This is a genomic window from Mycobacterium sp. IDUB_37 (genome assembly GCF_055419245.1).
This window is the reverse complement of the sequence record NZ_JBVAXG010000005.1, coordinates 306,779-324,379: the sequence shown is the minus strand read 5'-3', so window position 1 is coordinate 324,379 and position 17,601 is coordinate 306,779. Positions and strand designations below refer to the sequence as shown.

Below are 17,601 nucleotides of genomic sequence, written 5' to 3'. Positions count from 1 at the left end.
AGAGCCGCGCACATGTCGATAGCGCTAGCGTTGCGCTATGCGCAGCTGGGACCAGGACGCAACTGGAGAGCTCCGAGCGGCGACCTATCGGGGTGATGGGGTGGCCGTAGTCCAGGTGCTTCGCGGACGCCTGACCGAAGACGTCCTGCAAGTCGCCGGCGACAGTCTGCTCGCTGCCGTCGCGCAGGGCACGCCGGAGGCAACGGAGCTGGCCGCCCAATGTGAAGCGGCACTGCGCGAGCGTGACTGGACGGGAGACGTGGAGTTGGCAGACCAACTCTCGGCCATCCTCAATGACGGTCCGACGCCCACGCTCCGCCTGATCTCCGTTGAACTGGACCAGCTGTCAGACATGCTTGAAGGCGACCCAGCCCAAGGAGGTGGCCAAATCGACCTCGAGACCGGCATCTGCTGGCCGGAGTTCGTAGATTTCGAGGAAGTTGGGATAAGCGAGGACGAGCTCGAAGAGCGAGACCGTTGGCTGTACGTGGATTGTCGAGGCTCGCGCGACGGGTACCGCGACATGGAACGTTTCATCGCCACTGTCGATGACGCCGAGATCGCCGACCGCCTAGGCATCGCGATACAGGGCGGGGGTGCCTTCCGACGGTTCCGCGACGCTCTGTCGCGCCGGCCTGAGGAGGTGACGCGCTATGTCCAATTCTCCGCGGAACGCAAGCTAGGTCGCGCCCGGGCGTGGCTGGCCGCCGAGGGCTACCGGTCGGTCAAACCGGCGAGAGGCTGAGCGCAAAGTCAGCCCAGTAGGCTTCACCGCATGCGGGTAGGCGTGCTTGGGGCAAAAGGCAAAGTTGGGGCGACGATGGTGCGGGCGGTCGAGGCCGCCGAGGATCTGACCTTGTCGGCGCAGGTGGATGAGGGCGACGCACTGAGCCTGCTGACTGACGGCGAGACCGAGGTCGTCATCGACTTCACCCATCCGGATGTGGTGATGGGCAATCTGGAGTTCTTGATCGACAACGGAATTCACGCCGTCGTGGGAACCACCGGATTCACCGACGAGCGCATCGAGCAGGTGCAGGCGTGGCTGGCCGCCAAACCGGACACGTCGGTCCTGATCGCACCGAACTTCGCGATCGGCGCAGTGCTGTCGATGCATTTCGCCAAACAGGCCGCGCCGTTCTTCGATTCCATCGAGGTCATCGAACTGCATCATCCCCACAAGGCTGATGCGCCATCGGGCACCGCCACCCGAACCGCGAAGCTGATCGCCGAAGCCCGAAAAGATCTGCCGCCCAACCCCGATGCCACCAGCACCAGCTTGCCGGGGGCGCGTGGCGCCGACGTCGACGGCATCCCGGTGCACGCGGTGCGCCTGGCCGGGTTGGTGGCTCACCAAGAGGTGCTGTTCGGCACCGAGGGGGAGACCCTGACCATCCGCCACGACAGCCTCGATCGCACGTCGTTCGTGCCCGGCGTGCTGTTGGCGGTGCGCCGCATCCAGGAAAATCCCGGCCTGACGATAGGCATTGAGCCGCTGCTCAACCTGCAATGACGGATTCCGCGCGCAACGTGCGCCTCCAAGTGCTCATCGCGATCATGTGCGCGGTGATGCTGGTGTACTTCGTGCTCCTCGGCCGGGCCGCGGTGATCATGATCGGTTCGGGTCGACCCGCCGCGGTCGGTCTGGGACTTGCGGTATTGGTGATGCCCCTGATCGGACTGTGGGCGATGGTCGCGACCCTGCGGGCAGGATTCGCGCACCAGAAACTGGCCCGGTTGATCGCCGACGACGGCATGGAACTCGATATCAGCGCACTGCCGAAGCGGGCATCGGGCCGCGTAGAACGCGGGGCCGCCGATTCGTTGTTCGCCACCGTACGAACCGAATTGGAAGACGACCCGGAGAACTGGCGCCGCTGGTATCGCTTGGCCCGTGCCTACGACTATGCGGGGGACCGGCGCCGCGCGCGTGAAGCGATGAAGACCGCGGTCCAATTAGAGGCCCAAGGATGACGAAGAAGCTGCTCATCGTCCACCACACTCCGTCACCGCACTGCCAGGAGATGTTCGAGGCGGTACTGGCAGGTGCCACCGACCCGGAGATCGAAGGGGTCGACGTCGTGCGCCGGCCTGCCCTGACCGTCTCGCCGGTCGACATGCTGGAAGCCGACGGTTATCTGCTGGGAACACCGGCCAACCTGGGTTACATGAGCGGGGCGCTCAAGCACGCATTCGACTGCGCCTATTACCAACTCCTGGACACCACTCGGGGCAGACCGTTCGGGGTCTGGCTGCACGGCAACGAGGGCACCGAGGGAGCCGAGCGTGGCATCTCGGCGATTACGACAGGCTTGGGCTGGGTGCCGGCGGCGCAGACCGTCGTGGTGTCAGGCAAGCCGGGCAAGGATGACTTGCAGTCGTGCTGGGAGCTAGGCGCGACGGTGGCCGCGCAGTTGATGGACTAACCGGGCGCAGCGGGTCGCGGCTATCCGATCACGTATAGGTCGGCTGAAACGCGTCTGCGGGCTGGCCGAGCGCCAGTGCCGAGCTGGTGCCGATCGGTCCATGCCGGTCGAACAGCGTCGCACTGCCAGCGGCCACTCCTGCTGTGCCGTAATGGCTCTGGGCGGCCAGCCCGATGAATTCGCCATCCGGTAGGCGACTCACGTTGATGGTGTAGTCGGCGTTGATGTAACGCAATCCGCCTGTGCCCCAATGGGTTAGCGAGCTCGTCACGTCACCGACGAAGGCAAGCCGGGTGAGCGGGGTCAACGGATAGCCGTGCACCATCGGCCGAAACAACCGTGTCCAGGCGAATTTCTGCGAGTGCGACTGCTCCCACTCACCGGCAGCGATACCGGGACTGCCCGCCAGCGTCGCGCCGTATCCCCAGATGAGGAAAGGCATATCAACCGGGAAGCCCTCGGAACTGGTCGGCAGCGGCGGCATCTCCGCCGGGGCCGACCACACCTCGCCGTCAGGATGCTCACCGCGCCGCATGAACAACGCACTGGCCCGTGCGACGGTCTTTCCGTTCTGCAGCAACGCACCGTCGACGAGCTTGATGCGCCGGCCTTCTCGCTGTACCGAGGTCTGAATCTGCACCGGCGCCAGCCGAACCGGACGCAACAGATCGACCGTGAGACGAGCAGGTTGCAAATCTGGCTCGATGCCGGACTGCTCGATTCCCCAACCCAATAGTCCGCCGACGATCTGGCCGCCCATGGTCTCGCCCCACGGTCCGCGCGTCATCACTCCTGGCAGATAAGAGTCACCATCGACAGTGAAGAACGCCTCGGGCATGATGGCGACATCCTGGATGGTCACCGCTATCACGATAGGACACCCGAGAGCGAGGTGCGGGCATGCCTCCCACTGGCCCCGTGATCGAAATTTCACGCCGCCACAACCCATTCCCGCGAACCGGTGTTTCCGCCGACCGCAACGGCGTCCCACGCTACGATGAACTCCCGGCATCTCTGCTGGAAATGCTCGGCGAGCAGGTCGCTCTCCACCCGGACAGCGAGGCGGTGGTCGAGCTCGGCGCCGCTAGGTTGACCTACCGGCAGCTGTGGGACCTTGCTTCCCGAGTGGCCGGCGGGCTGCGCGCCGCCGGTCTGAAACCGGGCGATCGCGTCGCGGTGCGCTACCCGGCCGGGATCAATTGGGTGCTGGCGTTCTGGGGCACGGTAATGGCCGGAGGTGTTGCGGTCGCGGTGAATACCCGCTCCACCCAGTCGGAAGTGGAGTTCGTACTCACCGACGCCGGAGCGCATATCGACCTCGCTCCCGACGCGGCGCTGCCTGACGGAAAGCCCTACGTGGTCGAGCAGCTTGACCGCACAGACATCGCCGCGCTGTTCTACACGTCGGGAACTACCGGTCACCCCAAGGGCGTGCCGACCACGCATGAGGCATTCGTGACCAACACCGAAAACGGCGTGCGTTGTCTTCGTCAACCGCAGGATATCGGTGAGGAGCTGCGCACCCTCATCTCGGTTCCGTTGTTCCACGTGACCGGTTGCAACTCACAGCTTTTGGCGGCTACCCGCCTCGGGGGAGCGGCGGTGATCATGCCCGCGCTGAACCTCGACCAGCTGATCGCCACCCTGCATGCCGAGCGCATCTCAGTGATGGTCACCGTGCCTGCCATCTACTCGTTATTGTTGCGGCATAAGGATTTTGCTGCCGCAGATGTTTCCGATGTTCGTTGGGTCGGTTACGGCGGCGCGCCCATCGCGCCGTCGTTGGTGCGGTCGGTCAAGGACGCATTCCCGCAAGCGGCGGTTTTCAACGGGTACGGCATGACCGAGAGCGCCTCGCTGATGACCGCGCTGCCCGACGAGGACGCCGTCGAGCACGCCGACTCGGTCGGATATGCGGTGCCTTCAGTCGATCTTGGCGTGATCCCTCTTGACTACGGATCAGGTCAGCTGGTCGGAGAGTTGGTGACGCGCGGCGCCAACATCACTGCCGGCTACTGGAACCGCCCAGAGGCGACGTCGGCGACGATCGTCGACGGCTGGCTGCATACCGGTGATGTGGTTCGCGTCGATGATGCCGGACGGGTGCACATTGTCGACCGCCTCAAGGACATCATCAACAGAGGGGGCGAGAACGTCTCCAGCGTCGAGGTGGAAGCAGCGTTGCTGGCGGCCCCCGGCGTCGCCGACGCATGTGTGCTCGCGGTGCCCGATGAGGTGATGGGGGAGAAGGTCGGCGCGGTGCTGTTCGGAGAGAAGGTCGACGTCGCGACGGTCCTCGAGCATTGCGACGGACAACTCGCCGACTTCAAGATTCCGCAGTACGTCACTGTGATGACAGAACCGCTGCCGCGCAACGCCGGTGGGAAGTTGCTCAAGGGCAAGCTCCGCGACCAGGTCCGGTGGGGTCCGCCACTGCGTTGAGCTCGCCGACGTCATTGCGATTCCCCAGCGCATGAACCGAGAATGCCATTGTCAAATTGGTGGTGTTAAAACTGCGGGCAAGACGTAAGAAGGATGTAAAGGCTTGTCGGAAGTTATGAATTTGGCCTGTTTCTTATATGAATTGCATAGATGGTCGGGCCCCGGACGTAAATTCTTGACAGCCAAGCCAGGCGCGGTGGGGGGCAAATCCATCTTGACCAGCGGCGATGTGGGACAGACATATTCATTGGATATGTGAAAGATGTGGATCGTAATTGGACAATCTCAATGATCACCCGTTCCGCGCCGACTGCATGTGACTGCGCACACCAAAGAAGCGCCACGGTGACGGGCGACGCTACGGGATAATGGGTGCGGCAGGTGGGGACTGGCCGCAATGCCCTCGACTGGGAACGGAACCAAGTGGACTTTGGAGCTCTACCGCCGGAGATCAACTCCGCGAATATGTACGTCGGCGCGGGCGCGGCACCTTTGCAGGTGGCCGCGGCTGCGTGGAACGGCATAGCCGCCGAGTTGAGAACGGCGGCATCCTCCATCGAATCCGTCATCGCGGGGCTCAGCAGCGAATATTGGGTGAGTTCGGCGTCGCTGTCGATGGTTGCCGCGGTCCAGCCCCTGTTGGCCTGGTTGAACTACACCGCTGCATCCTCGGAGCTGACAGCCGCCCAGGCCATGGCCTCTGCGGGCGCTTTCGAGACGGCTCATGCGCTGATAGTGCCGCCGGCCGAGGTTGCCGCCAACAGGACCCAGCTGGCGAGGCTGATAGCGACCAACTCTTTCGGACAGAATCTGTCGGCTATCGCGGCCAACGAGGCACGCTACGGCGAGATGTGGGCCCAGGACGCTTCAGCGATGTACGGCTACGCGGCATCGTCCGCGTCGGCGGCCAGACTGGAGCCGCTGACCAGCCCCTCGGAGGTCACCAATCCTGCCGGAGCCGGCGACCAAACCGCCGCGGTCGGTCAGGCCGCCGCTTCAGCGGAGCAGGTCGCCCTGAGCAGCGTGGTCAGCAACGGAGCCGATGTCGTCGGGGGTCTTGCCGAGCCGACGCCCGCGCCACCCATCACGCAGCCGTTGGAATTCCTGCATTGGCTCGACAGCAACGAACACCCGTTCTGGGCGAGTTTCGATCACAACCGGGCCACCTACTACGACTACAGCATCGGCCAGATCGGCAGTGGCGGCGGCGATGAAGAGCGTGACGACGAAGAAGAGATCGACCTAGGGCTCGCTCCACCGGTTCCACTCGGTTTTGCGCAGTCGGTCACACCAACGTCCGTCGGCGAGACGCGACTCGTGGTCGCGTTGGGCAACGCCTCGGCGGTGGGGGGCCTGTCGGTGCCGACAAGCTGGGCTAACTCGACGCCGGCAGGGAAAGCGCCCGCGGCTCTGGACGGCACCTACTGGGCGGCCCCCGAAGAGGACGAACTCATCGAAGGGATGCCGACGCCGGGAATGTACGCACACGCCGAGGACGGCGGCGTGAGCGTGGGGCCGCGGTACGGAGTGAAGCCGATTGTGATGCCCAAGGGCGGACTGTTCTGAACTAGGTCGTACTGTGAGATCTATGCGGCCACCACCGCGCGATATCGAGACGACTCTGCTGATCGCCAACCGCGGCGAGATCGCTCTCCGAATCATCCGCACGGCAGCCGAACTGGGTATCAGCACCGTCGCGATCTATGCCGACGACGACGCCGATAGTCCGCACGTGCACGCGGCCGATGAAGCAATCGCCTTGCCGGGCAAAGGTGTAGCGGCTTACCTGGACCACGACGCGGTACTGGCCGCGGCAAAAGCGTCGGGCGCGACCATGATTCACCCGGGTTACGGGTTTCTCAGCGAGAACCCCGATTTTGCCCGGGCCTGTACGGAATCGGGCTACACGTTCGTCGGCCCGAGCGCTGACGTACTGGAGTTGGTCGGCAACAAGTCTTCGGCCCGCGGCGCTGCGATCGCCGCCGGTGTGCCGGCCTTGGCTGCCACCGACGGGGCGAGCACTCTCGAAGATGTCCGAGCATTCTTTGCCGCCCACCAGGGTGCGATCATGATTAAAGCTCTCGCCGGCGGTGGCGGCCGCGGGATGCGCAAAGTCGTCAGCGCCGACCGGATCGACAGCGCCTACCGTCAATGCGTTGCAGAAGCGCAATTGGGCTTTGGTGACCCGACGGTATTCGCCGAGGCACTGCTGGACGACGCTCGGCACATCGAGGTCCAGATCGTCGCCGCACCGGTTGGGCACCAGACACGGGCGCTCGCGCTCGGTGACCGGGACTGCAGCATCCAGCGGCGCTTTCAGAAGCTGGTGGAAATCGCTCCTGCACAACATATTTCCGACAACCTTCGCCGAGGCCTGCACCAGGCCGCTGCCCGCCTGTGCGCCAGGGTGGGACTGCGCGGCCTGGCCACCGTCGAATTCCTGGTTACCGGAGAGGAATTCGTCTTCCTCGAGGTAAACCCGCGGATCCAGGTAGAGCACACCGTCACCGAAGAAGTGACGGGGGTCGACCTCGTCGCTGTGCAGTTGGCCATCGCCGGTCGCGCGTCGTACTACCACCTGGGTCTTCCGGCCGGAATCGCCTCTGACGGAATCGAAATCATCGGCGAGCCCGCTGCGCGCGTGGGTATCGCCATGCAGACCCGCGTCAATCTGGAGACATTTGCACCAGACGGCACCGTCCTGCCCGCGGCAGGCACCCTGACGGTCTTTTCGCCGCCGACGGGTCCGGGCGTGCGCGTCGACACCTACGGCCGACCGGGCCTGGTGCCCAGTCCGAGGTACGACTCGTTGCTCGCCAAGGTCGTCACCCATGTGCGCGGCACCTCGTTCGCGGCGGCGGCTCGCAAGGCGCGCACCGCCTTGGCCGAGTTCAGCATCGAAGGTGTCGGCACCAATATCGAGCTACTGCAAGAATTATTGTCCGACAATGATTTTCAGTCAGGACGTGTATCGACGAGTTTCCTGGACGACAAGCTGCCCGCACTGGTGGCGGCGGCCACCTCGCATCAACACCAACACCCGACCCGGATTGCGGTCGAGTTGTACCCCGGGGAGGAGGTGCTGCGCGCTCAGTTGGCCGGCACCGTAGTCGAGGTGGCGCCTGAAGGCACCGACATCGGTGCCGGTGGGCAGGTGCTGTTGCTGGAGGCGATGAAGATGCAACATGTGCTCGTGGCGCCCGATGCGCTGCGAACGGTGCGCAACTTGGTAGCCCCCGGCCAGGTGGTCGGCACCGGCGACCCGTTGGTGGTCTTTACCCGCATCGGACCCGACGTCAGTGATGAATCCAGTTCTGCCGCAATTGATCTTGATCGCGCCCGGCCCGACCTGGACGAGGTGCGGCGTCGACATCTGGTCACCCTCGACGAGGGTCGGGAAGCGGTTGTTGCCAAGCGGCACAAGCGCGGTAGGCGTACTGCCCGCGAGAACATCGCCGACCTGGTTGACCCCGGCAGTTTCGTCGAGTACGGCGCTCTGGCGATCGCCGCACAACGCAGCAGGCGTTCAGAGGAGGACCTGATCGCCAACACCCCTGCCGACGGCCTGGTCGCTGGTTTGGCGACCATCGGTGCCGATCGATTCGGGCACGACGCGGCAGAGGCCGTCGTGGTGTCCTACGACTACACCGTGCTTGCCGGGACGCAAGGCATGCGCAACCACGCCAAGACCGATCGCGTTTTCGACTTGGCGGTGCGAAAGCGGTTGCCGGTGGTGCTGTTTGCCGAAGGCGGCGGTGGCCGACCCGGTGACACCGACGTCGGGGGCCATGCCGGGCTCGACGTGCCGACGTTCCGGGTCCTGGCGGGACTGTCCGGGCGGGTGCCGCTGGTGTCGATCGTCTCCGGTCGCTGTTTCGCTGGGAATGCGGCCCTGGCCGGGGTGTGCGACGTGATCATCGCGACGCCGGACGCCAACATCGGCATGGGTGGTCCGGCGATGATCGAAGGTGGGGGGCTGGGGGTCTACCCGCCAGAGGCGATCGGGCCAATCGATGTGCAGCGACGCAACGGCGTGGTCAGCCTGGTGGCTCGCGATGAGGCTCAAGCGGTGTCGCTGGCGAAAAAGTACCTGGCATATTTTCAAGGGAGTGTCAGCGACTGGGAGGCGCCGGATCCCCGATTATCTCGACATGTGGTGCCGCAGAACCGGTTACGGGCCTATGATGTGCACCGGGCGGTCGAGTCGATCGTGGATGTCGGCTCTGCGCTGGAGCTGCGCCCCGAATACGGAGTAGGCGTTGTCACCGCACTTGTGCGGGTGGAGGGCGTGGCCTACGGCTTGATTGCCAACAGCAGTCACCATCTCGGTGGGGCGATCGACGCTGAAGCGGCCGATAAGGTCGGCGATTTCTTGGGTCTGTGCGAGTCATTCCGCTTGCCGATCATCTCGCTGTGCGACACACCAGGATTCATGGTCGGGCCAGAAGCGGAGAAGGATGCGGCGGTGCGTCGGTTCGGTCGCATGTTCATCCTTGGGGCAAAGCTCACGGTGCCCTTTGGCATGATCATCTTGCGCAAGGGATATGGGCTGGGCGCCATGGCAATGGCCGGCGGCTCGTTCCACGCTCCGCAGTTCACCGTTGCGTGGCCCACCGGTGAGATCGGCGGCATGGGATTGGAAGGCGCTGTGCGCCTTGGGTTCAGCAAAGAGTTGGCGGCGGTCGAAGACGAAAGGGACAAGCAGGCGCTGTTTGAGAAACTTGTCGCGGCCGCCTACGACCACGGAAAAGCGCTACGCGCGGGCACCACATTCGAACTAGACGACGTCATAGATCCGGCAGAGTCCCGGGTCTGGATAACCAGGCTCCCGGGACGCTGTCGGCGAGGCGTTTAGCCGTGGCCCGAACCGCATCCGACGCCAGGCAGACATCCAGTGCCACCCGGGGTGCCACCGGGACCCCAGAACTGACCACCGTTGCCGCAGCCCACACCGGGGATGCAGCCTTGGCCGCCCGGGCCGCCGCCGGGTCCGTTTTCCATTCCACCCGAGCCGCAGTTGCCGTTGGCGTCGCAGCCCCCGCCGCCCGGGTCCTGCGGGATGAAGTGAGTAATTCCAGTGCTCGGGCCGGGACCCGAAGTGACAACGTCAGCTAAGGCCACCGGTGCCGCAGCAATCGCGGCAGCGGCTGCCCCGGCCACTGCAAGTGATTTGAAGAGGTTTAGTTTCGCTAACATGCCAATCGCATACCACCTCTACACGCGTACAAAACCTCACGCTGAGGTTTTTTTGCGACCGATTTTTTCCGCCGACAACAGCCGGCCACCACAACAGGAGGCGTAGCAAATGACTGCACTGGATCTGACGGGTCGAACCGCGATAGTTACTGGCGCATCAAGGGGAATCGGGTTGGCGATCGGTCAACGTCTGGCCGAAGCGGGCGCCAATGTGGTGCTGACGGCCCGCAAGCAAGAGGCGGCCGACGCGGCGGCTGAGACGGTAGGAGAGCGGGCTCTGGGTTTCGGCGCGCACGCGGTCGATGAGGACGCCGCGCAACGTTGCGTGGACCTCACCCTGGAGCGGTTTGGCCGCGTGGACATCTTGATCAACAACGCGGGCACAAACCCGGCCTACGGTCCGCTGATCAACCAGGACCACGCCCGGTTCAGCAAGATTTTCGACGTCAACCTTTGGGCGCCGTTGTTGTGGACGTCGCTCGTGGTGAAGTCCGGGATGGCTGACCACGGCGGCTCCATCGTCAACACCGCCTCCATCGGAGGCTTGCACCAGTCTCCGGCCATGGGCCTCTACAACGCCACCAAGGCCGCGCTCATCCACGTGACCAAGCAACTGGCGCTGGAACTTTCGCCGCGCATCCGCGTCAATGCGATCGCTCCCGGCGTCGTGCGTACCCGGCTTGCCGAGGCGCTTTGGAAGGAGCACGAGGACCCGCTGGCGAGGTCGATTGCGCTTGGCCGGATCGGCGAACCGGTCGATGTTGCTGGCGCCGTTGCATTTCTGGTCTCTGACGCCGCGAGCTGGATCACCGGCGAGACCTTGGTGATCGACGGCGGCCTATTACTGGGGGCGGCACAGGGATTTCAGGCCGGGGGTGGTTTATGACTACTGACGTCGACCTGGACGCCCGGGTTCAGGCTCTGCTGGACGAACACGATCCGGCGGGCACTGCACCGAGCGATTTCCTTGGGGCGCAATATGATGCGGGCCTGGCGTGGGTGCACTTACCGGTTGGTTTCGGTGGACTCGACCTGCCCCGCAGCGCTCAGGAGCGTGTTGACGCGAAGTTGGCGGCGGCGCGGGCGCCGCAGGGTGGCACCGTCAAGAACTACATCGGCATGGGCATGGCCGCACCGACGATCGCCGCGTACGGCACCGACGAGCAGAAGCGAAAGTTCCTGCGTCCGTTGTTCACCGGCGAGCAGATCTACTGCCAGTTATTCAGCGAACCCGGTGCCGGGTCAGACCTGGCGGCGGCGGCCACCCGTGCGGTGCGCGATGGCGACGAGTGGATTGTCAACGGGCAGAAAGTATGGACGTCGCAGGCCCAGCACGCACAGATGGCGATCCTCGTTGCACGGACCGACCCGGCCGTGCCCAAACATTCCGGGCTGACGTACTTCCTGTGCGACATGACGCAACCGGGTGTTGAGGTCCGGCCGTTGCGTCAGATCACTGGCGAGGCCGAGTTCAATGAAGTATTCCTCACCGATGTGCGGGTGCCCGACGCCAACCGGCTGGGTCCCGAAGGCGGGGGATGGCGAGTCGCGACCACCACGCTCAACAACGAGCGGGTCGCGATCGGCTCTCGGGCCGGCACTCCGCGCGAGAGCCTCCATATCGGCAAGGTCGCAGCGGCTTGGCGCGCCGCCCCTTCGCTGCGCAGTCCGGCGATGCATGACGAGTTGCTGCGACTGTGGGTCGATGCGGAGGTGCTGCGCCTGGCCGGTGAGAGGCTGCGTCAGCAGGCCGCGTCAGGTCAGCCTGGACCAGAAGGCGCCGGCATGAAGATCGCCTTTGCCCGTGTGGCGCAGGCAATCTCAGGGTTCGAGATCGAACTGCACGGCGAAGAGGGGCTGTGTTACGACGATTGGACCATGCGCCGACCGGAAACCGTCGACCTGGTCGGTCGCGGGCCGGGCTACCGGTATCTGCGTGCCAAGGGCAACTCGATCGAGGGAGGCACCTCGGAGATCCTGCGCAACACCGTCTCTGAACGAGTGCTGGGTCTGCCGGGTGAACACCGCGTCGATAAGACCGTCGCCTGGAAGGATCTGCCCCGGTGAGCGCCGCCGACCTGCTGTACTCCGACACCGAGGACGCGTTGCGGGACAGCGTTCGGCAGTTGTTCGCCGATCGGTGCCCGCTGGAATCTGTCACCAGGTCCTATGACTCACCGCCGCAGGACTTTTCCGCGGTGTGGCGCACGCTGGCCGCGGAACTGGGGTTGGCGGGTCTGCTCGTTCCCGAGTCGCTCGGCGGGGCGGGGGCGACTGCCCGGGAGGCTGCCGTCGTGATGGAGGAGATCGGCCGAGCGGTCGCGCCGGTGCCATTTTTGTCCAGCGCGGTGCTCGCCACGGTTGCACTGCTTGGCGCCGGCGACTCCGAAACTGTGTCGGAGTTGGCTGCCGGTGCACTCACCGCGACGCTGGTGCTGCCACTGACTACTACATCGTGGGATGCCGTCGCAGGGATGAGCGCCGGGTCGGACGGGTTGAGCGGCGTGGTCACGAGTGTCGCGGGCGTCTTCGAAGCAGACGTACTGGTGGTGCCGGTCGCCGGATCGGATGGGCTTGAGCTGCATACTGTTTCGCGCGACGCCAGCGGTGTCGAGGTGGTGCCGCAGCTGGCGATGGATATGACCAGACCTCTTGCCGGCGTCCGCTTCTCGGGTGCCGCTTCGTCACGGGTCGGCCCCGGAGCCGAGGCAGTGGCCACGGCGCTGCAGACCGGCGCGGCCTTGCTGGCCTCCGAGCAATTGGGTTTGGCGCAGTGGTGTTTCGAGACCACGCTGGCATACACCAAGGAGCGCAAGCAGTTCGGCCGCGCGATCGGCTCGTATCAGGCAATTAAGCATCGGCTGGCCGACCTGTGGTTCGAGGTCAGTTCGGCGACGGCGGCCGCACGCTATGCGGCCGATACCAACGCCCGCGGTGACGGGGACGCTGCCGTAGCGGCATCCATCGCGCAGGCCTACTGCAGTGGCGTAGCGGTGCACGCCGCGGAGGAGTGCGTGCAGCTGCACGGCGGCATCGGGATGACCTGGGAGTATCCCGCGCACTTGTTCCTCAAGCGCGCCAAGAGCGATCAACTGGCGTTGGGGACCGGCTACCGGCACCGATCGCGACTGGGCGAGTTGGTCGACCTGCCGGTCGCCTGAGCTGGCAGGCGAGGCTCGAAGAGCCTAGGCGAGCTCAGCCCCGAAGGTCTCCACCATCGCGGCCCAATGGCGCTCGGCGGCGGCCTCGTCGTAGGTCGGGTTATCGGGTACCGCGAACCCGTGGCCGGCCTGGTACCACTCGATCTGGTGCCGCACACCCGCGGCCGTCAGCGCCTTGCCGAGTTGCTCGGCGTGGTCGGCGGTGAACGACTGGTCATTCTCCGCCCCGCCCACGTACACCAAACCGGTCATCTTGTCGGCGAGCAGGTGCGGGCTGTGTTCGTTGTCCGCCACCAGTCCGCCGCCGTGGAATGACGCCGCCGCAGCCACCCGGTCCGGGAGACGGCCGGCCAGCAGCACCGATATACGTCCGCCCATGCAATACCCGCAGACCCCGAAGCGGTCGCCGGTGACCTCCGATCGGCCGGCCAGGTAGTCGAACAAAGCGGTGGCATCCCTGGTGATCCGGTCCGGTGTCAGCGTGCCGACCATGAAAATGATGCGGGCGCGTTCGTCGGCGTCGCTGAATGCAGTCGCCATCTCGAACGGAGCCCAGTCGCCCTCGCGGTAGTACACATCCGGTAGCAGTACGGCGTATCCGAGTCCGGCCAGCTTGTCCGCCATCTGGTGGAAAGTGTCGCGCACGCCGCCGGCGTCGGGAAACATCACCACGCCGGGCCAGGGGCCCGTTCCATCCGGGGTGTACAGCGCGACGTCGCAGGTGCCGTCGGGGGTGGTGACGCTATCCGTGGATTTCGGCATGGCACCCGTTCTACTCCTGCCGTCTGGACGCTCGCACACCGGCGGCGACCCGCCGCGCCCGGCTTCGCCGCGCTTGCGATCGCCGCTCACTCACCGGCGGCGACCCGCCGCGCCCGGCTTCGCCGCGCTTGCGATCGCCGCTAAGCTGACCGCGTGCCGATTGTGACGCCATACGAAGATCTGCTGCGTCTGGTGCTCGAGACGGGCACCACCAAATCCGACCGCACCGGCACCGGAACCCGCAGCTTGTTCGGCCGGCAGATCCGATACGACCTGTCGGCCGGTTTTCCGCTACTCACCACCAAGCGAGTGCATTTCAAGTCGGTGGCCTACGAGTTGTTGTGGTTTTTGCGCGGTGATTCCAACGTCGGCTGGTTGCAGGAACATGGGGTGACAATTTGGGACGAATGGGCAAGTGAGACAGGTGATCTCGGTCCCATTTATGGTGTGCAGTGGCGCTCCTGGCCAACACCGAGCGGAGACCACATCGACCAGATCAGCGCAGCGCTGGATTTGCTGCGTACCGATCCGGACTCGCGGCGCAACATCGTTTCGGCCTGGAACGTCGGGGAGATCCCGCAGATGGCCTTACCTCCATGCCATGCGTTCTTCCAGTTCTACGTCGCCGATGGCCGGTTGAGCTGCCAGCTCTACCAGCGCAGCGCCGACCTTTTCCTCGGGGTGCCGTTCAACATCGCCAGCTACGCGCTGCTCACCCACATGATGGCCGCCCAGGCGGGCCTCGCGGTCGGCGAGTTCGTCTGGACTGGCGGTGACTGCCATATCTACGACAACCACGTCGAACAGGTCGAGTTGCAGCTCACACGTGAGCCGCGACCGTATCCGAAATTGGTTCTTGCTCAGCGTGATTCGATCTTCGACTACGAATACGAGGACCTCGCCGTCGAAAACTACGACCCGCACCCTGGCATCAAGGCCCCAGTAGCCGTATGACGCATGCGGCGCAGGTGGGCCTGGTCTGGGCTCAGTCGACGTCTGGTGTCATCGGGCGAGGCGGCGACATTCCGTGGCACTTGCCCGAAGACCTGGCCCGGTTTAAGCAAGTCACACTCGGGCACCCGGTGGTGATGGGTCGCCGGACCTGGGAATCGTTGCCGGTGCGCGTGCGCCCGCTACCGGGACGGCGAAACATCGTGCTGTCCCGCCGGACGGGCTTCGCGGCTGACGGGGCCGAAGTGGTCGAAACGCTGGAGCAGGCGCTCGCGCAGGCTACTGCCGGGTCGGGCAACGGCGCGGCGCCGTGGATAATCGGCGGGGGGCAGATCTACGCGCTCGCGCTGCCGCTGGCCACCCGATGTGAAGTCACAGAGGTAGATATCGATCTGCCGCGCGACGATGAAGACGCGCTGGCTCCCGTACTCGACGAGACCTGGGTGGGTGTGACGGGGGAGTGGCTGGTCAGCCGCCAAGGACTGCGGTACCGATTCCACAGCTACTCCCGACCGTGAGTGAGCGTCACGTACAACCGCATGACCTGAAAAAGGGGATTTGACCGATGTCCGAACCCGCAAAGATCTTCAATCGCAAATTCTGGGGCTACCAACCGACCGCGGTCGACGCCCACATCGAATCCATGACGACCAAGCAGCACCTGTTGCGCGACGACATCGAGAACCTGCGGTCCCGACTGCGTGAATCCGGCGAGCAGGTATCCGCTCTGCGCAACGAGGTGGAAGTTCTCACCGACACATCGCCCTCGCCCCATGCCATGCAGAAGCGGATGGCGAAGATGCTGCGGCAAACGGTCGACGAGGTCTCCCAGATTCAGGACGAGGCACGTGCCGAGGCCGACGCGCTGATCGCCGAAGCCGTCGCCGAGGCCGAGGCTGAGCGGCGTAAGCACGAAGACGTGGTGACGGACATGATCGCCCGGCAGAGATCGATGGAAGCCGAGTACGAGGAAACCAAAGAGCGACTCGAGGCCGAACTGTCGGACATGCGTGCCGAAACCCAATCGGCGATCGACGACGCCTGGCACAACGCGCAGCGGGAACGTCAGCAACTCCTGGCCGGCGCGCGGGAGGACGCCGATCAGGATCGCGAACACGCCCGGCGCATGGTTGACGAGGCGAGCCACCGCCGGATCAGGATCCTGGAGCAGTTGGTGGGAGTGCACCGCGACTTGGACTCGGTCCCGGCCACTCTCGAGGCGGCTTACGAAGAACGGAAGGTCCCCCTGGAGGTGGACGCCGAGTTGCAGGAGAAGGTCAGTACCGGCTGAGCGTGTCGGACTGGGCGGCTCGATGGTCGCGACCCGCTGCACCCGGCTGCGCCGCCCTTGCGATCGCGATACTAGTAACCTCGCCGCTTAGAGCCGGCGAAAGGGGGCCGCTATTCTCGGCGCCGTGTCGATCCGGAATGGAAGGCTCACCGCCGCGCAGGCGCGGCGGACAGCCATTGCGGCACAGGGTTTTAACGAGCCGCGGCCGCAAAGCGGCATTACCCGGGCGCATCTGCGGCGGTTGATCGCGCGCATCCAGGTGTTGCAGCTGGATTCGGTGTCCGTCGCGGTGCGGGCGCACTATGCGCCGGTCTTCAGCCGATTGGGGCCCTACGACCGCGAGGTGCTCGACGCTGCGGCGTGGGGCCCGATGAAAAAGCGACTGTTCGTGGAGTACTGGGCGCACGAGGCTGCCTTGATGGCCGTCGACGACTGGCCGCTGCTGCGGTGGCGAATGCGGCAGTACCAGCACGGCCGATGGGGCACCCATATCGTGAAGGCCAACCCGCAACTGGTCGACGACGTAGTGGCCGCGGTCACCCAACTAGGCCCCAGCACCGCGGGGCAGATCGAGGCGCATCTCGAGGCGGAGCCACGTGGCGCAAAAGGGCCCTGGTGGGGCCGCAGCGACACCAAATGGGTCGCTGAGGCGCTCTTCGCCGCCGGCTTACTCACCACCTCGACCCGGGTGGGCTTTGCCCGCCACTACGACCTCGCGGAACGGGTCCTGCCGGCCGAGGTCCTGGCTCGCGACATCGACGACGGCGAAGCGATCCGTGAGCTCACCCTGCGCGCCGCCACCGCGCTGGGACTGGGCACCGAGGCCGACATCCGCGACTACTTCCGCCTGTCCGCCCAGCAGGTGAAGCCGGCCGTCGCAGACTTGGTGGCCGCCGGCGAAATCGAGCGGGTCGACGTCGAGGGCTGGTCGGCTCCGGCATACCTGCGCGCCGGCCGAACCGTGCCCCGCCTGGACCGAGGCACCGCCCTGCTGTGCCCGTTCGACCCGCTCATCTTTTTCCGGCCCCGGGTCGAGCGGATATTCAATTTCCATTACCGCATCGAAATTTATACTCCGGCCGAAAAGCGCCAGTACGGCTATTACGTGTGGCCACTGCTGCTCGACGGTGAGCTGGTGGCGCGCGTCGACCTCAAGGCCGACCGCGCCGCGGATACGTTGCAAGTGGTGGGCGCGTTCGCGGAGCCAGATACATCACTACCGCGGGTGGCCGCGGCGATGGCCGACGAGCTGGCGTCCATGGCGGCGTGGCTGGGTTTGGGCGGCGTGACGGTGGCGAACCGCGGTGATCTCGCTGGGGACTTGCGGCGAGCGGCTAAGCGAGTCGGCTGATGGAGTCAACCGGAAAAGCGC

General features: G+C 65.2%; 17 protein-coding genes. 14 read left to right on the top strand and 3 right to left on the bottom strand.

Features of this window, described 5'->3' with window-relative positions:
* Positions 1-37 precede the first annotated feature (37 nt).
* Genes ACZY1I_RS19320 through ACZY1I_RS19305 form a run of 4 tightly spaced genes read left to right on the top strand, consistent with a single transcriptional unit; the run spans position 38 to position 2,426 of the window.
* On the top strand, positions 38-745 hold the full coding sequence (locus tag ACZY1I_RS19320) for a UPF0158 family protein (protein ID WP_463756070.1): 708 nt from the start codon (positions 38-40) through the stop codon (positions 743-745).
* Positions 746-775: 30 nt separating this feature from the next.
* Complete coding sequence (gene dapB, locus ACZY1I_RS19315; protein ID WP_463756069.1) at positions 776-1,513, top strand: 4-hydroxy-tetrahydrodipicolinate reductase; 738 nt, start codon at positions 776-778, stop codon at positions 1,511-1,513.
* Complete coding sequence (locus ACZY1I_RS19310) at positions 1,510-1,974, top strand: hypothetical protein (RefSeq protein WP_463756068.1); 465 nt, start codon at positions 1,510-1,512, stop codon at positions 1,972-1,974. Before dapB ends, ACZY1I_RS19310 begins: the two co-directional genes overlap by 4 nt.
* A complete protein-coding gene (locus ACZY1I_RS19305; RefSeq protein WP_463756067.1) occupies positions 1,971-2,426 on the top strand; it encodes a flavodoxin family protein in 456 nt (151 codons plus the stop codon). Before ACZY1I_RS19310 ends, ACZY1I_RS19305 begins: the two co-directional genes overlap by 4 nt.
* Before the next feature lie 28 nt (positions 2,427-2,454).
* Here the strand turns inward: ACZY1I_RS19305 and ACZY1I_RS19300 are convergent, their stop codons facing one another.
* On the bottom strand, positions 2,455-3,288 hold the full coding sequence (locus ACZY1I_RS19300) for a thioesterase family protein (protein WP_463756066.1): 834 nt from the start codon (positions 3,286-3,288) through the stop codon (positions 2,455-2,457).
* Positions 3,289-3,344: 56 nt separating this feature from the next.
* Between ACZY1I_RS19300 and ACZY1I_RS19295 the strand changes: the two genes are divergently transcribed.
* The 3 genes from ACZY1I_RS19295 (at position 3,345) to ACZY1I_RS19285 (ending at position 9,723) form a co-directional block, all read left to right on the top strand.
* Entirely contained in the window at positions 3,345-4,868 is a 1,524-nt protein-coding gene (locus ACZY1I_RS19295) for a class I adenylate-forming enzyme family protein (protein WP_463756303.1), read from the top strand.
* Positions 4,869-5,291: 423 nt separating this feature from the next.
* The gene (locus tag ACZY1I_RS19290) at positions 5,292-6,434 is read left to right on the top strand and encodes a PPE family protein, SVP subgroup (RefSeq protein WP_463756065.1); all 1,143 of its coding nucleotides are present in this window, start codon (positions 5,292-5,294) and stop codon (positions 6,432-6,434) included.
* A 22-nt stretch (positions 6,435-6,456) separates the two neighbouring features.
* Positions 6,457-9,723: an acetyl-CoA carboxylase family protein gene (locus ACZY1I_RS19285; protein ID WP_463756064.1), complete on the top strand. Its 3,267-nt coding sequence runs from the start codon at positions 6,457-6,459 to the stop codon at positions 9,721-9,723.
* Here ACZY1I_RS19285 and ACZY1I_RS19280 read toward each other — a convergent pair.
* Positions 9,720-10,064, bottom strand: coding sequence for a PE-PGRS family protein (locus ACZY1I_RS19280; protein WP_463756063.1), 345 nt, complete (start codon positions 10,062-10,064; stop codon positions 9,720-9,722). The genes ACZY1I_RS19285 and ACZY1I_RS19280 overlap by 4 nt on opposite strands.
* Before the next feature lie 109 nt (positions 10,065-10,173).
* Here ACZY1I_RS19280 and ACZY1I_RS19275 point away from each other — a divergent pair, with 109 nt between their 5' ends.
* The 3 genes from ACZY1I_RS19275 to ACZY1I_RS19265 are packed head-to-tail and all read left to right on the top strand — an operon-like array spanning position 10,174 to position 13,225.
* On the top strand, positions 10,174-10,950 hold the full coding sequence (locus tag ACZY1I_RS19275; protein WP_463756062.1) for an SDR family oxidoreductase: 777 nt from the start codon (positions 10,174-10,176) through the stop codon (positions 10,948-10,950).
* Entirely contained in the window at positions 10,947-12,131 is a 1,185-nt protein-coding gene (locus tag ACZY1I_RS19270) for an acyl-CoA dehydrogenase family protein (protein ID WP_463756061.1), read from the top strand. Before ACZY1I_RS19275 ends, ACZY1I_RS19270 begins: the two co-directional genes overlap by 4 nt.
* Positions 12,128-13,225 (top strand): acyl-CoA dehydrogenase family protein, encoded by a 1,098-nt coding sequence (locus tag ACZY1I_RS19265; protein ID WP_463756060.1) that lies wholly within the window; start codon positions 12,128-12,130, stop codon positions 13,223-13,225. Before ACZY1I_RS19270 ends, ACZY1I_RS19265 begins: the two co-directional genes overlap by 4 nt.
* Before the next feature lie 24 nt (positions 13,226-13,249).
* On the opposite strand, the gene ACZY1I_RS19260 is transcribed toward ACZY1I_RS19265, so the two are convergent.
* Positions 13,250-13,987, bottom strand: a complete 738-nt coding sequence (locus tag ACZY1I_RS19260) for an alpha/beta fold hydrolase (protein WP_463756059.1) — start codon at positions 13,985-13,987, stop codon at positions 13,250-13,252.
* 153 nt (positions 13,988-14,140) lie between these two features.
* On the opposite strand from ACZY1I_RS19260, the gene ACZY1I_RS19255 reads away from it, so the two are divergent.
* The 4 genes from ACZY1I_RS19255 to ACZY1I_RS19240 all read left to right on the top strand — a co-directional run bounded on the left by ACZY1I_RS19255 (position 14,141) and on the right by ACZY1I_RS19240 (position 17,580).
* Positions 14,141-14,941 carry a thymidylate synthase gene (locus ACZY1I_RS19255; protein WP_463756058.1) on the top strand — a complete coding sequence of 267 codons (801 nt, stop codon included), beginning with the start codon at positions 14,141-14,143 and terminating at the stop codon, positions 14,939-14,941.
* A complete protein-coding gene (locus ACZY1I_RS19250; RefSeq protein WP_463756057.1) occupies positions 14,938-15,456 on the top strand; it encodes a dihydrofolate reductase in 519 nt (172 codons plus the stop codon). Before ACZY1I_RS19255 ends, ACZY1I_RS19250 begins: the two co-directional genes overlap by 4 nt.
* Before the next feature lie 47 nt (positions 15,457-15,503).
* Positions 15,504-16,229 carry a DivIVA domain-containing protein gene (locus ACZY1I_RS19245; RefSeq protein ID WP_463756056.1) on the top strand — a complete coding sequence of 242 codons (726 nt, stop codon included), beginning with the start codon at positions 15,504-15,506 and terminating at the stop codon, positions 16,227-16,229.
* A 130-nt stretch (positions 16,230-16,359) separates the two neighbouring features.
* The gene (locus ACZY1I_RS19240) at positions 16,360-17,580 is read left to right on the top strand and encodes a winged helix-turn-helix domain-containing protein (protein ID WP_463756302.1); all 1,221 of its coding nucleotides are present in this window, start codon (positions 16,360-16,362) and stop codon (positions 17,578-17,580) included.
* Positions 17,581-17,601: the final 21 nt, after the last annotated feature.

Excerpts from the sequence above, each read along its gene's own strand:
- ACZY1I_RS19275 (WP_463756062.1), top strand. The coding sequence starts at position 10,174 with ATGACTGCACTGGATCTGACGGGTCGAACCGCGATAGTTACTGGCGCA.
- ACZY1I_RS19280 (WP_463756063.1), bottom strand. The coding sequence starts at position 10,064 with ATGTTAGCGAAACTAAACCTCTTCAAATCACTTGCAGTGGCCGGGGCA.
- ACZY1I_RS19260 (WP_463756059.1), bottom strand. The coding sequence starts at position 13,987 with ATGCCGAAATCCACGGATAGCGTCACCACCCCCGACGGCACCTGCGAC.
- dapB (WP_463756069.1), top strand. The coding sequence starts at position 776 with ATGCGGGTAGGCGTGCTTGGGGCAAAAGGCAAAGTTGGGGCGACGATG.
- ACZY1I_RS19285 (WP_463756064.1), top strand. The coding sequence starts at position 6,457 with ATGCGGCCACCACCGCGCGATATCGAGACGACTCTGCTGATCGCCAAC.
- ACZY1I_RS19250 (WP_463756057.1), top strand. The coding sequence starts at position 14,938 with ATGACGCATGCGGCGCAGGTGGGCCTGGTCTGGGCTCAGTCGACGTCT.
- ACZY1I_RS19245 (WP_463756056.1), top strand. The coding sequence starts at position 15,504 with ATGTCCGAACCCGCAAAGATCTTCAATCGCAAATTCTGGGGCTACCAA.
- ACZY1I_RS19310 (WP_463756068.1), top strand. The coding sequence starts at position 1,510 with ATGACGGATTCCGCGCGCAACGTGCGCCTCCAAGTGCTCATCGCGATC.
- ACZY1I_RS19320 (WP_463756070.1), top strand. The coding sequence starts at position 38 with ATGCGCAGCTGGGACCAGGACGCAACTGGAGAGCTCCGAGCGGCGACC.
- ACZY1I_RS19270 (WP_463756061.1), top strand. The coding sequence starts at position 10,947 with ATGACTACTGACGTCGACCTGGACGCCCGGGTTCAGGCTCTGCTGGAC.
- ACZY1I_RS19305 (WP_463756067.1), top strand. The coding sequence starts at position 1,971 with ATGACGAAGAAGCTGCTCATCGTCCACCACACTCCGTCACCGCACTGC.